This window comes from Streptomyces luteogriseus (assembly GCF_014205055.1).
Classification (GTDB): Bacteria; Actinomycetota; Actinomycetes; order Streptomycetales; family Streptomycetaceae; genus Streptomyces; species Streptomyces luteogriseus.
The window spans coordinates 423,729-437,615 of record NZ_JACHMS010000001.1; the positions used below are offsets into that span (position 1 = coordinate 423,729).

A 13,887-nucleotide genomic window follows, 5' to 3' on the forward strand; every position below is an offset into this window, starting at 1 on the left:
GCGGAGCCGCACAATGTCACTGTCCCGCGCCCCCAGGAGAGTTGGTCGAGTGCCCCGGATTTCATTCATCACGCCGGTCGTAGGACGGGAAGCCGAACTCGATCGGCTCTCTGGCCTGCTGGAACGCGCACGGGGCGGTGAGGCGCGGGCCGTGCTTCTCGCCGGGGACGCCGGCGTCGGCAAGACGCGGTTGCTGGACGAGATCTCCGGGCGGGCCCGGGACGACGGGATGACCGTGGTCACCGGACACTGCGTGGATCTCGGCGATGTCGGGCTGCCCTATCTGCCGTTCACCGAGATTCTCGGGGTGCTGGCCGCCGATGAGCGGTTCACCGACGCTCTCGCCGCCCATCCCGTGGTCGAGCGGCTGCTGGGGGCCGGATCCGACTCCGCGCGGGACGTGGACGGGCGGTTGCGGCTGTTCGAGGGGATGGCCGGACTGCTGGCCGAGGCCGCCGAGGTCGCGCCGCTGCTGCTCGTGCTGGAGGACCTGCACTGGGCGGACCAGTCGTCGCGGGACCTGCTGCGGTTCCTGCTCGGCCGGGGCGTGCTGCGGCACCGGCTGGCGGTGTTCGCCTCGTACCGGGCCGACGACCTGCACCGCCGGCATCCGCTGCGGCCCCTGCTCGCCGAGCTGATACGGCTGCCCGTGGTCGAGCGGCTGGAGTTGCGGCCGCTGGCCGATTCCGATGTGGACCGGCTGGTGCGGGCCCTGGAGCCCGGGCCGCTGCCGGACGCCACCGTGCGCCGGATCGTGGAACGGGCCGAGGGGAACGCCTTCTACGCGGAGGAGTTGCTCGCCGCGACCGACACGGAGTCTGGCGGGGTGCCCAGCGGACTCGCCGATGTACTGCTGATCCGTTTCGAGCAACTGCCCGAGACCGCGCAGCAGGTGCTGCGGACCGCCGCCGTCGCCGGACGCCGGGTGGAGCACGATCTGCTGCGGGAGGCGGTGGGGCTGCCGGAGGCCGAGCTGGAGTCGGCGCTGCGGGAGGCGGTGGGGCGGCAGGTGCTCGTCGCCGGGGGCGACGACACCTACTCCTTCCGGCACGCCCTCGCCCGCGAGGCCGTCTACGCCGATCTGCTGCCCGGGGAACGGGCGCGGCTGCACGGCGCGTTCGCGCGACTGCTCGCCGGGCGCGGGCACCTCGCCGAGAGTGCCGCCGAGCGCGCCCACCACTACCGGGAGAGCCACGACCTCGCCGAGGCGCTGGCCGCGTCCCTGGAGGCAGCCGATCACGCCCAGCGGGTCGGGGCACCGGCCGAGGAGCAGCGGCATCTCGAAGCGGCCCTGGACCTGTGGCCTGCGGTGGGCCCCGAGGCCCGGCCGTCGGGCGGGGGTGTCGACCGGGTCACGCTGACGCTGCGGGCGTCGGCGGCCGCCGCGCACGCCGGTCATCTGCACCGCGCGGTCACCCTCGCCCGGTCCGCGCTGGCGGAGCTCGGCCAGGACGCCGACTCCGAACTCGCCGCGCGGGTCCGCTACACCCTGGCCGGGAGCCTGCTGAGCGTGGACAGCCTGGCCGCGGCGTTCGTCTACAGCAGCGAGGCCCTGGCGATGATCCCGGAGGATCCTCCGTCGCGCACGTGGGTGTGGGCGGCGGCCACCCATGTGCTGGCCGCACGCCACGTCGGGGAGAACGAGACCGCGCTGCGGGTCGCCCGCCGGGCCCTGGGTGTGGCGGAGCAGCTGCGGGTGACCGACGCCCAGGCGGACCTGCTGATCTCGCTGGCCGTATTCGACGGGGCCGGGCGGCGCGGCGCGGAGAGCCGCGAGCGCCTGGTCAAGGCCCGTGCCCTGGCCCGGAGTTCGGGCAACGCACCCGTGGAGCTGCGGGCCCTGTTCAACCTGGCGATGGGCTGCTACGAGTCCGGTGCCCTGGCCGAGTGCGTGCCCTGGCTGACCGAGGGCCTGGACCGGGCCCGGCAGGCCGGGTTGCTCTCCTCGACGTACCCGCTGGAGATGCGGTACCTGCGGCTGCTGGTGCTGCATGTGCTGGGACGCTGGGACGAGTGCCTGCGCGCGGCGGCGTCCGACGCCGAGGTGCCGTCGGCGGCCGGGGGCTACACGTTCGGTCCGGCGCTGTACGTGGCGCTGGCGCGTGGCGATCTGACGGCCGCCGACCGGGCGCGTGCCCTGCTGGAGGGACCCTTCGACTGGATGGCCACCATGGTCGCGGGCATCGTGCTCACCGACGCCGCGGCGCTGCGTGGCGATCCCGAGGACGCGGTGCGGTGGATGCGGTCCACGGTCACGGCCCTGGCCGACGAGGCGGTCCCCCGCCCGGGCGTCACGGTCCGGCTCGCCGCCCTGGCGCTGGCCGCGGTGGCCGACGCTGCCGTCGCGCTGCGGCTGAGCGGCGACGAGGCCGGGGTCCGCCGCTGGACGGACACCGCGACGGAACTGGTGGAGCTGGCGCGGGCCGTCGCCGTCCACGGCGAGTACGGCACGCCCCAGGGGCCGGAGGGGCAGGCCTGGCTGGCCCGGGCGGAGGCGGAGTGGGTCCGGGCCACGAAGGGGCCGGACGCGGCGGCCTGGTCGGAGGCGGTGACGGCGTTCGGCTACGGCGACGTCTACGAGCTGGCGCGCTGCCGGCTGCGGTACGCCGAGGCCCTGGTGGTGGCCGGGCGTCGTGAGGAGGCGGCGGCCGAGGCCCGGGCGGTCCGGGAGAGCGCCGACGAGCTCGGTGCCGCGCCGCTGCGGGAGCAGGTCGACGCGTTGGTCCGGCGCAGCAGGCTGTCGGACACGCGCGGCGGTGAGGACCGCACCCGCGTGCTCACCTCGCGCGAGCAGGACGTGCTGCGGCTGCTCGCCCTGGGCCGCAGCAACCGGCAGATCGGCGAGGAGCTGTTCATCAGCGGCAAGACCGCGAGTGTGCACGTCTCCAACATCCTCGCCAAGCTGGGCGCGTCGAGCCGTGGCGAGGCCGTGGCGGTCGCCTACCGCGAGGGCCTGATCACGCCGGAGCCCACGACCTCCGGCTGACCGTGCGACGTGCCCCGGCGTGCCGGTCGTCGTGGGGCAGGCCGGATGTCGCGGACCTGGCCTAGCCCTTGCCGCAGTCGAGGCTGCGGAGATCGACGGCGTCGGCCATCGCCTGCATCCCCTTGTCGTTGGGGTGCAGGTGGTCGCCGCCGTCGAAGGCGGGGAGGATCCGCTCGGGGTCGTCGGGGCTGCGCAGGACCCGGTCGAAGTCGGCGACCCCGTCGAACTCCCCGCTGTCGCGGATGAAGGCGTTGACCCGCTGCCGTACCGCCTCGCCGGCGGGGTCCCATTCCTGCCAGCCCTTGAAGGGGGCGATCGTGGCGCCGACGACGCACTTCCCGGCCGCGTGCGCCCGGTCGATCAGCCTGCGGTACCCGGCGATCAGCCCGGCGCTGGTGGCGCCGGGCTCGGCCTTTATGTCGTTGACGCCCTGGAAGAGAAAGAGCGTGCGCACGCCCGGCAGGGACAGCGCGTCCCGCTGCACGCGGTTCAGGGCGCTCTCGCCGGGGCCGTCGAGGAGGACCTTGTTCCCGGCGATGCCCGCGTTGGCCACTCCCTCGACGGCGGTGCCGGAGGTGCCGAGCCGGCGGGCCAGGTAGTCGGGCCAGCGGCGGTTCCGGTCGATCGTGGAGTGCCAGCCGTCGGTGATGGAGTCGCCGAGGGCGGCCACGGCACCCGTCCCCTTGCGGGGGCGCACGGTGACGGCGTCGAGGTAGGACCAGGAGCCGGTCCGCTGCTTCCAGTTCGCCGCACCCGACTCCGCGGTGTGGTCGCCGTCGGTGGTGTACGACGTCTGCATCGCCATCCAGTGCCCGGTGAGCGTGCCGCCTGCCCGGGGGACGTACAGGCTGACGGCGAGGGTGCGCCCGGCGGGGACGTGGCCGGGCAGCGGGTCGCTGTAGACGATGCCGCCGGCGGGGACGGTGACGGAGCGGGCGCCGCCGAAGGTCAGGCGCCTGTTGCTGCCGGGGACGAGGGCGGCGCCGTCGCGTTGCAGGCCCGCGTGGACGTTGCGGAACGTCACCGGCTCGTCGCCGAAGGCGTTCGTCAGGCGCACCCTGAGGCCGCTGCCGCCGACGCTGGTGTGCACCATCAGGCGGTAGCCACGGCCGTCGGCCGCCTCGCCGATGTGGCCGGCGGAGGAGGCCCAGGTGACCACTCCGTGCCCGGCCGCCGTCGGGGCGCTGGAGGGCGGGCTAGGCCGGTCGCCCTGCGGCACCGTGCCGGTTCCGCAGCCCAGTGCGACACAGCAGGAGAGGGCGGCCAGGAGGGCACGGGGACGTGCGGTGCGGGACATGCGGCGGCGCTCCTTCGGCCGGTCGGTCGGGTGCGGGCGGGTCGTCCCGGCGTACGCCACCGTAGCGGTGCGGCCGGCGGCGCTGCGAAGGCGGCCCTCGTCGGGCGTGCCGTCCCTCTCGGTCAGGGCGCCTTCGGGACATCGGCCGGGTCGGTGTCCGGGCGGGGCGAGGGACGCCGCTGAGGTAGGCGCGCCGCGACCTGGTGGGTGTCCGGCCGGTGGACGACGTGCTTCTCGAAGCCGGCCCGGGAGCCCGGTCCGGCGCGGGGAACCCTCGCGCTCCGGTGGCCGTTGTCCGGGCAGCCGAATCCGTCTCGGGGAGGGAGAGGGGGCGTGATGGGCGAGTTGGTTCCCGGCGGCAACGTCGCGTTGCCGGGCGGTGCGGTGACGGTGCGGGTGCCCGGTCCGTTCGACGTGTCCGCGCTCGTGACCGACGACGGCGGAAGAGTCCGGGACGACGGCGACTTCGTCTTCTACAACCAGCCGGGGGCGCCGGGGGTGGTCCTGCGGAGCGACGCGCTCACCGTGGACCCGCCGGGGCTGCGCACCGGCGCGACCCGGGTCACCGTCGTCGTCAGCCCCTCCGACCCCAAAACCGCGCTCGGCCGCCTGCCCTCCCCCACCCTCCACGTCACCGACGCGGGTGGCCGCACGCTCGCCCGCTTCACCCCGCCGCATCCCGGTCAGGAGACTGTGCTGCTGCTCGCGGAGCTCTACCGGCGCGGCGACCGCTGGAAGCTGCGCGCCCTGGGCCAGGGGTACGCCGACGGACTGGCGGGACTCGCACGGGACTTCGGCGTCGATGTCGTGGACGAGACCTCCCCCGCCGTTCCCGCGGGCCCCAGCGCCGCCCCCGATCCGGACGGTTTCCTGCCCTTGGTCAACCCCGCCCGTGCCACGGCCGGTTCGCCTCCGCTCTCCCTGGACGTCCGCCTGATGTCGGCGGCCCGGGAGCACGCCGCCGCCATGGCCGCGGCCGGACGTCTCGGCGTCGAGACGCATGACGGCGTCTCCGTCTACCAGCGCGTCATCGGCTCCGGTTTCGCGTATCTCACCGTCGGCGAGCACCTGGTGTCCGGACCGCGTACGACCGCGGAGTTCGTCGCGTACTGCCTGCGCACGGACGGGCCCGGGCGCACCCTGCACGACCCGGCGTTCACCCACGCCGGACTGGCGCATGTGCACGACGGCCCCTCCGGTGACGTCTACTGGACGGCGCTGTGGGCCAGGCCCTTCACCCCGGACGGGCTGGCCGGCACGGCGGCGGCCGTCGTCGACCTCACCAACCGGGAGCGCACCCGGCACGGGCTCCCGCCCCTGTCCGCCGACCCTCTGCTCACCACGGCCGCCCAGGCGCACAGCGCGGACATGGTGGCCCGCGCCTTCTACGCGCACACCGCACCGGACGGCAGCCAGCCCTGGGACCGGGCCGCCGCCGCGGGTTCCACCAGGCGTTCCGTCGGCGAGAACATCGCCTGCGGCCAGCGCTCCCCGGCCGATGTCGTGGAGGGGTGGATGAACAGCCCAGGCCACCGGGCCAACATCCTCAAGCCCGGCTTCACCCACATCGGCATCGGCTTCGCCGGCGGCGGCCGGGCGGGCATGTACTGGACGCAGCTCTTCGGCGGTTGACGGCCGGCCGCCTCACGACCGGGCCGCCTGCGCGATCTTGGCGGAGGGAAGCGCTCCGGGCGAGGATGCGGGTATGAAGGGTGACCTCTTTTCCAGCGAGCACATGGTGCAGCCGGCCGTAGCGCCGGGCATGGCGGTCGAGAACGCCAAGTGCATCCGGTACACGGTGAACGGCGAAATGCTCGCCCGGCAGGGCGCGATGATCTCCTACCGCGGCAACCTCCAGTTCGAACGCAAGGGCCAGGGCGTGGGCGGCATGCTCAAGCGCGCGGTCACCGGGGAGGGGTTGCCGCTGATGGCGGTGCGCGGGCAGGGTGAGGCCTGGTTCGCGCACGAGGCGCAGAACTGTTTCGTCGTCGATGTCGAGCCCGGCGACGAGTTCACGGTCAACGGCCGCAACGTCCTGTGTTTCGACGCCACGTTGTCCTACCGCATCGCGACCGTGAAGGGCGCGGGCATGACCGGCGGCGGCCTCTTCAACAGCGTCTTCACGGGGCACGGCAAGCTGGGCCTGGTGTGCGAGGGCAATCCGCTCGTCATTCCGGTCTCGCCGCAGTACCCGGTGTACGTCGACACGGACGCGATCGTCGGCTGGACCGCGGGTCTGCAGACCTCCCTGCACCGCTCCCAGTCCATCGGGTCGATGCTGCGCGGCGGCTCCGGAGAGGCCGTACAACTGCTGCTGCAGGGCGAGGGGTACGTCGTCGTCCGGCCGAGCGAGGCGACCCCGCACAAAGCCGGCCAGCACTGAACGCCCATCAGGTGATCTGCGCCTCAGAGGCAACCCGGTCCGTTCCGCCGACGTCTTGATCGGCAACAGGTGCTGCCCTGGCCTTTGTGGCCGGGGCAGGTTCTCACCCCTCTATGCACGCTATGTATACGCGCTATGTATACGTGGTGCGCATACGGACCGAAAGGCATCGATGTACGGCAAGGCATTCGCCCCGGAGTACCAGGGCGCGCTCACCACTCTGTCCGTCAACTCCTCCCTGACCGACGTCCTGGCCGCCGGTACCGAGCAGTTGAGAGCGGCCGAGCGCGCCGGACAGCCCGGGGAGGCGGCGCGTTCCGGACTCGCGGTGGCCGAGGCGCACCGCCGGCTGGGCCGGGTCGAGGACGCGGACCGGGCCTGGAAGGCGAGCTACCGCGCGGCCCGGCAGGCCGGGGACGTCGGGGCGATGGCCTGGGCTCTGTGGAGCGGCGGCACACTGGCCCGGCAGCGCGGCGCGCTCCGGCTGGCCCGCAGGCTGCTCCAGCTGGCCGCCGACCTCGGCGAACGCGGCGGGGACATCGTCGTCCGCGGCTACTCGCTGGCCGGCCTGGCCGAGACCGGACGCATCCAGGGCGACTACGAGGCCGTCGGCCGCCTGCACGAGCAGTTGCTCGCCGAGGCCCGGCGACGCGGGGAGGCGCGGCACACGGTATGGGCGCTGGAGGGCATCGCCCAGATGCACCGCAACACCGGGCGCTACGACACGGCGTACGCGCTGTTCGAGGAGGCCGCCGAGATCGCCGCCCGGGCCGACGACCGGCGCGGTCACGCCTGGGCGCTGCGCGGGCTGGCCGACGTGGTGTCGGTGCGCGACGGGGACACCGAGCGGGCCCTGGAGCTGCTGAGCGAGGCGGAGACGGCGTGCCGCGCGATGCGGCTGTCCAGCGCGCTGGCCTACAACCACAAGATGCGCGGCAACGTCCTGTACCGGGCGGGGCGTTACGCCGAGGCACGGGAGCTGTACGAGCAGGCGCTCGAGGAGTTCCGCGAGATGAGCGAGCCGCGCGGGGAGGCCCTGTCGCGCCTGGGGCTCGCCAAGTCCCTGGCCCGCCTGGGCCGCGACCGTGCCGAGACGGCGGCCGAACTGGCGGACCTCGCCGGCCTGCTGGAGCGCATCGGCCTCCAGCACGCTCGCCGGATGGTGGCCCGGGCTCACGAGGAACTCGGCATACCGGCCGCCGAGCAGGCGGCGGCGACGGGGGCGGCACGGTGACGGCGCTGCCGATGACGGTGCGGGCGGCGCATGTGGCTCCCGCCGCTCGACGGCCGACGCCGCAGGGCGACACGCATGACGCTCCCCGTACGGCACGGCAGGGCGAGCCGCACGCTCCCACGGCCGGTTCTCCCGCGGCGGGCGCCGACGGCGTGCCCGGGGTCCTCGACCGCTGCCGCGCCTTGGTCCGGCCCTCCCTGGAGGAAGCCGTCGGGCGGCTTCACCCCTGGGTCGGCGAGATGGCCGCCTACTCGTTCGGCTGGTGCGAGGTCGGGGGTGCGCCGGCCGTCGCCTCCGGCGGCAAGGGCGTACGGCAGGCACTCGCGGTGCTCGGGGCCGAGGCCGCCGGTGCGCCGGAGCGGGCCGGGGTGGCGGCGGCCGTCGCGGTGGAGCTGGTGCACACCTTCTCCCTGCTGCACGACGACATCATGGACGGTGACGGGGACCGGCGAGGCCGCCCGACCGTGTGGAAGGCCTACGGCACGGGGCCCGCGGTGCTCGCGGGCGACGCCCTGTTCGCCCTGGCCGTCGAGACGCTGGCCGCGGAACCGGGCGGCGCCCGGGCCGTGCGGACGCTGTCCGTGGCCCTGGGCGACCTGGTGCGCGGGCAGGCGGACGACCTGCTGTTCGCCGACCGTCCGTGGACGGGGCCGGAGCGGGTACGGCCCGACGAGTACCGGGCGATGGCGGAGCACAAGACGGGCGCGCTCCTGGGCTGCGCGGCCGCGCTGGGCGCCGTGCTCGGGGGCGCCGGCTCCGGGACGGCCGCCGCGCTCGACCGGGCGGGCCGGCATCTCGGGGTCGCGTTCCAGATCGTCGACGACGTGCTGGGTATCTGGGGCGATCCCCGTGTCACCGGCAAGCCGGTCCACGGCGATCTGCGCGAGCGGAAGAAGACCTTCCCGGTGCTGGTGGCGCTCGGCTCCCCGATCGGCGGCCGGATCGCGGACCTCCTGGAGTCGGGCGACGCGCCGGAGACGGCGGCGACCCTGATCGAGGAGGCCGGCGGCCGCTCAGTGGCCCTGGCGGAGGCCCGGCGGCACATCACCGCCGTGGAGACAGCCCTCTCCGATGTGCCGTCGACCACCCGGGCCGCCGGTGAGCTGCGGTCGCTGCTCGGCTACCTGGTGCGGCGCGACGTCTGAGCCCTCGCCGGCACCGGGCCCTCGATACGGTCCGGGGTGCTCCGCGCGGTGCCGGCATCTCGCGCGGGGCGGGCTCCCGGCGAAGGCGGGGCGCCACGTCGCGGCGAAGGCAGGGCGCCACGTCGCGGCGAAGGCAGGGCGCCACGTCGCGGCGAAGGCAGGGCGCCACGTCGCGGCGAAGGCAGGGGGCCACGTCGCGGCGAAGGCAGGGGGCGCGGACTCTCGGCGAAGGCGGGGACGACGTACCACCTCCCACGTCGTCCCGCTCCGCCCGCCGGCGCCCACACCGCGTTGACCTCGGCGCCCCGCGCACGTCAGGGTTCGACACGGCGCGTTTCGCGACCCCGCGCCGGAAGGATGACTGCCATGATCGGCATCTCGGAGATCGAAGCCGTGGCGGGGCGGATCGCCCACCACGTCGTGCGCACCCCGACCGTGGACAGCCCGGGGCTGTCGGCGCTGCTCGGGGCCCCGGTCACCGCGAAGCTCGAACTGCTGCAGCGCACCGGGTCGTTCAAGGCGCGCGGGGCCACGGCGAAACTGCTGTCGCTGGGCGAGGCGGAGAGGGCCGCCGGGGTGGTGGCGGTCAGCGGCGGCAACCACGGGATCGCCGTCGGGGTCATGGCCGCGGCTCTCGATGTGAAGGCCACGGTGGTGATGCCGCGCTCGGCACCCGCCCGTGCCGTGGAGATCGCGGAGGCGGCCGGCGCGTCGGTGCGGCTGACCGACGACATGGACGGGGCGTTCGCGCTCATGACGCGGCTCCAGCAGGAGGGGCTGACCCTGGTCCACCCCTTCGACGACCCGGTGGTGATCGCCGGACAGGGCACGGTCGGGCTGGAGTTCGCCGCCGACGCCGGTGAGCTCACGGACGTCCTCGTGAGCATCGGGGGCGGCGGCCTGATCGCCGGCGTCGCCGCCGCGCTGAGGGCCTGCCGGCCCGGGGTGCGGGTGTGGGGCGTGGAGACCGAGGGTGCGCAGGCGATGTCCGAGGCGCTGGCGGCGGGTGGTCCGTTGCCGGTCCCCCTGTCGTCGATCGTCTCCACCCTCAGCGCGCCGTCCGTGTCGCAGCTGACGTACGACCATGTCTCCGCCCTGGTCACCGAGGTTCTCGTGGTTCCGGACCGGGAGGCCGTACAGGGTTCACTGGATCTGGCCGACCACGCCAAGGTGTGGGCCGAACCGGCGGCCGGCTGCCTGCTGCCGGCCGCCCGGCAGGTTCTGGAGCGGGTCGGCGACGGGGCCCGGCTCGGCCTGGTGGTGTGCGGAGGCAACGCGACGACGGGCGATCTGTTCGCCTGGTCGCATCGCTTCGGTCTGCGCTGACGTTCCGGTGGCTCTCGGGGAATCCGGGGCGGAATTCATCGGAGGGCTCCGAGTTCAGACGCTGTACACGTCCGCATTTACCGCCGGTTACCACCAGGCCCGGCGGGAATTCGCGAATCCGCGGCGGCGACGGGCTGATTTCGGCGCCCGCCACGGCCCCGGCCGCCGAGGTGAACCGCGCCCGAGACGGCGAAAGACCGTTTTTCCTCGCACACTTGCACCCATACTCGCCCCTTCCCTTGAACAAAAGACAGGAATGAACACGGAGTTGCGATCCGTTTGAACGCGGGGTGCCTCGCTCCCCGTACCTCTGGAAAAGGTCAGAGCCAGGTTTCCAGCGAGGGATGGCCATGGGCAGGGCGCACGTCTCCACACACCAGTTGGTCGCCGGCCGGTACCGGCTGCTAGAGATCATCCAGCGCGAGACCAACCGCATCTGCTGGTACGCCGAGGACACCGGGGCCGGTGAGATCTCCCGCCCGTGTCTCGTGACCCAGATCGGGCTTCCGGAGGACCCGCGCGCAGCCGAGCGCCGGGCCGCCGCCCGCCTGCTGCGCACCACCGAGAACATGGCGCTGCTGTGTCCCGGCCGGATCGCCACGGTCGTCGACGCCGTCGAGGAGGCCGGCGCCCTGTGGACCGTGAACGAGTGGATCGACGGCACCCCGCTCGGTGAACTCCTCTCGGAGCAGGGCACGTTCAACTACGTGCGGGCGGCGCGGATCGGCCTGGAGCTGCTCGACGTGCTGGACGCCGCGCACGCCGAGGGCATCACGCACGGCGAGCTCAGCCCCGGCCAGGTGTTCGTGCGCGAGGGCCACTCGGTCGTCGTCACCGGCTACGGCCTGGCCGGCGCGACCCTCGCGCCCCGGCTCACGGCACCCGCGTACGCCTCCCCGGAACAGGCCCGCGACCAGCGCATCGGCCCCGCCGCGGACCTCTGGGCGCTGGGCTCGATCCTGTACACGATGGTCGAGGGGCGCCCGCCGTTCCGGGACCGGGGACGCCCGGAGAACACCCTGAAGGGCGTGGACCGGCTGCCGCTGCGCACGCCGGTGCGCGCCGGGCCGCTCACCCAGGTCGTGCAGGGACTGCTCCGCAAGGACTCACGGGAGCGGCTGACCCGCCCCGTGGTGCGTGAGGCGCTGACCCGCGCACTGAGCGAGGATCCCGAGGCCGCCCTGGCCGCGGCACCGGTCCCGCGGCTGCGCGGCGCCTACGCCGCGATGCGCCCGGGGAGCCCGGCATGGAGCAGACGGACCATGGTGGCGGGAACGGCCCTGGCCGTCGTCACCGTCGCGGTCGCCGTGCTCGCCGCGACCCAGGGGCTGCCCGGCACGGACAGCGGCAGCGACACGGCCGAATCACCGGTCCGGCCGCCGGCCTCGGCCGCCACGCCGGGCGAGGACACCGGCGGCGACAGCCCCGAGCCGTCCGGACCGCCCAGTCCGCCCAGGTCCCCCTCCCCCACCCCCAGCCCGTCGTCCCCGCCCCCCGCTCCCACTCCCACGCCCACACCGTCCGCCCCGGCCACGGCCCTGCCGCCCGGCTTCCAGCGCTACCGGGCACCGGAGGGCTTCTCCGTCGCGCTGCCCGAGGGCTGGAAGCGGCTGGACACCGACCGCGACGGCGAGGCGTACCGGGTCCTCTTCGGCGCCGAGGGGGACGACCGCACACTGGCCGTCACCTACAGCGAGCAGGCCGGCCCGGACCCCGTGGCCGTGTGGCGGGACGACGTCGAACCCAACCTCAAGCAGGCGGACGGCTACGACCGGATCGGCGCGATCCGCGCGACGACGTACCAGGGTCGCCAGGCCGCCGACATGGAGTGGACCGCCGACGTCGACGGCACCCGGGTGCACACCCTCGGCCGGGGCATCCTGCTGGGTGAGGGCCGGAGCTTCTCGCTGCGCTGGACGACCCCGGACGCCGACTGGGGGGACGCCGCCAACCAGGAGGCGCTGCGCACGTTCTTCAAGACCTTCCGGCCGGGCTCGGTCTGAGCCGGACGGTCCGGCGCGGCTCAGTGCGAGCGGCGCGGGGCGCGCAGGGTGGTGAGGCGTCCGCCGTGCAGCGGCCGGGTGCCCCAGTGCGCGGTGAGCTTCCGGTCCGTGAGTGAGCAGGTCAGTGCCAGGCGGTGCGGGGTCTCCAGGAACACCACGTCCACGGCCAGCGTGCCGGAATCGGTCCAGCCGCCGCTCACCGCGGTCGGGGCGGGTTCCTCCGCGACCGTCCAGCCTTCACCCACGAGAGGCAGGACGAGCCGGTCCGGGTGGTCCGGCCGGTCCGCTTCTCCGGTGAGCACGAGCGTCCAGCCGTCCCCGTCGCGGGCGAGCCCGGCCGACCGGACCGGCCCGGCCTCCGCGGCGGGCGTGAACGCGGCGGCCGTCCAGTCCCGCTCCCGCTCCCGCTCCAGAGGTGCGGGACGGCCCGGGGCGGGTGGCAACGTGAGCCGGGCGAGGCGCTCCCGCAGCTCCGCGTCGGCGGCCTCGCGGCCGGTCAGCGGCTCGGGGCCGAAGGCGGGCAGCAGATGGTCCCAGACCAGGTTCAGGTACTCCTGCATCCGCTCGGTCGCCGCGATCACCACGTCATGCTCCGGGAGCACCAGGCAGAACTGGCCGAAGGCGCCGTCCCCCCGGTAGCCGTGCCGGGACGTCCAGAACTGGTAGCCGTAACCCAGATCCCAGTCCTGCCGGTCCACGTCGCCCATGGCTCCGGCGGTCGGTGTGCGGGGGTGCGAGGCCCTGGCCGCCCACCCCTGAGGCAGCAGCCGCTCGCCCTCCCACAGCCCGTCGCGCAGATACAGCTGGCCGAGCCGGGCGACGGCGTCCGTGGTGGCGTGCAGACCGCTGAAGCCGAGCTCGCGGCCGGCACGGTCCCGCCTCCAGGACACCTCGCCGATGCCCAGCGGATCCAGCAGCCGGGGCCGCAGATAGGCGGTGAGCGGCTGCCCGGTCACCCGCTGGACGATCGCGGCGAGCGTGTAGGTGGCGGGCTGGTTGTAGGCGAAGACCGTGCCCGGGTCGCCGTCGGGCGGCAGCCGCAGGAACCCCCGTACGGGCTCGGCGGGGTCTCGCCCGAAGACCTCGTCGACGGTGTCCCGCCGGTGGCCGCTCGCCATGGACGCCACGTGCCGGACGAGCATCGCCCGGCTGCGCGGGTCGGTGATGTCGGCCTCGAACTCCGGGAAGTACGAGATCACCGGCGCGTCGAAGTCGAGCAGACCCTCGGCCTCGGCCAGGGCGGCCGCGGTCCCGGTGAAGCTCTTGCTGAGCGAGTACATCAGGTGGAGACGTTCGGGTGTGTACGGCGCCCACCAGCCGGAGGCCACCAGGTGCCCGTGCCGCATGATCATCAGGCTGTGCGGCTCGATCTCGGGGGCGGCTTCGAGGGCGTCGAGGAAGGCGTTGACGCCGGAGGCGTCGACACCCCGGGCGGCGGGACCGGACGTCGGCAGGGCGGAAGCACTCATGGATGCATCCTGCACCCGTCGGCGACCTTGATCGAGCCGTTTCC

At 74.3% G+C, this 13,887-nt stretch carries 9 protein-coding genes; 7 read left to right on the forward strand and 2 right to left on the reverse strand.

The window, feature by feature from the left end; genetic code table 11:
- Window positions 1-13 precede the first annotated feature (13 nt).
- Window positions 14-2,986: a helix-turn-helix transcriptional regulator gene (locus BJ965_RS01995; protein ID WP_184907051.1), complete on the forward strand. Its 2,973-nt coding sequence runs from the start codon at window positions 14-16 to the stop codon at window positions 2,984-2,986.
- A gap of 61 nt (window positions 2,987-3,047) precedes the next feature.
- On the opposite strand, the gene BJ965_RS02000 is transcribed toward BJ965_RS01995, so the two are convergent.
- Window positions 3,048-4,283 (reverse strand): SGNH/GDSL hydrolase family protein, encoded by a 1,236-nt coding sequence (locus BJ965_RS02000; RefSeq protein WP_184907052.1) that lies wholly within the window; start codon window positions 4,281-4,283, stop codon window positions 3,048-3,050.
- 336 nt (window positions 4,284-4,619) lie between these two features.
- On the opposite strand from BJ965_RS02000, the gene BJ965_RS02005 reads away from it, so the two are divergent.
- The 6 genes from BJ965_RS02005 to BJ965_RS02030 all read left to right on the forward strand — a co-directional run bounded on the left by BJ965_RS02005 (window position 4,620) and on the right by BJ965_RS02030 (window position 12,374).
- Window positions 4,620-5,915, forward strand: coding sequence for a CAP domain-containing protein (locus tag BJ965_RS02005; RefSeq protein ID WP_184907053.1), 1,296 nt, complete (start codon window positions 4,620-4,622; stop codon window positions 5,913-5,915).
- 73 nt (window positions 5,916-5,988) lie between these two features.
- On the forward strand, window positions 5,989-6,666 hold the full coding sequence (locus BJ965_RS02010; RefSeq protein WP_184907054.1) for an AIM24 family protein: 678 nt from the start codon (window positions 5,989-5,991) through the stop codon (window positions 6,664-6,666).
- 172 nt (window positions 6,667-6,838) lie between these two features.
- Window positions 6,839-7,900 (forward strand): tetratricopeptide repeat protein, encoded by a 1,062-nt coding sequence (locus tag BJ965_RS02015; RefSeq protein WP_184907055.1) that lies wholly within the window; start codon window positions 6,839-6,841, stop codon window positions 7,898-7,900.
- Window positions 7,901-7,905: 5 nt separating this feature from the next.
- Window positions 7,906-9,045, forward strand: a complete 1,140-nt coding sequence (locus tag BJ965_RS02020; RefSeq protein ID WP_376777968.1) for a polyprenyl synthetase family protein — start codon at window positions 7,906-7,908, stop codon at window positions 9,043-9,045.
- A gap of 366 nt (window positions 9,046-9,411) precedes the next feature.
- Window positions 9,412-10,371 carry a threonine/serine dehydratase gene (locus tag BJ965_RS02025; protein WP_184907056.1) on the forward strand — a complete coding sequence of 320 codons (960 nt, stop codon included), beginning with the start codon at window positions 9,412-9,414 and terminating at the stop codon, window positions 10,369-10,371.
- A gap of 350 nt (window positions 10,372-10,721) precedes the next feature.
- The gene (locus tag BJ965_RS02030) at window positions 10,722-12,374 is read left to right on the forward strand and encodes a serine/threonine protein kinase (RefSeq protein WP_184907057.1); all 1,653 of its coding nucleotides are present in this window, start codon (window positions 10,722-10,724) and stop codon (window positions 12,372-12,374) included.
- Between the two features lie 20 nt (window positions 12,375-12,394).
- Here BJ965_RS02030 and BJ965_RS02035 read toward each other — a convergent pair whose 3' ends face one another.
- The gene (locus BJ965_RS02035; RefSeq protein ID WP_184907058.1) at window positions 12,395-13,843 is read right to left on the reverse strand and encodes a serine hydrolase domain-containing protein; all 1,449 of its coding nucleotides are present in this window, start codon (window positions 13,841-13,843) and stop codon (window positions 12,395-12,397) included.
- Window positions 13,844-13,887 lie beyond the last annotated feature (44 nt).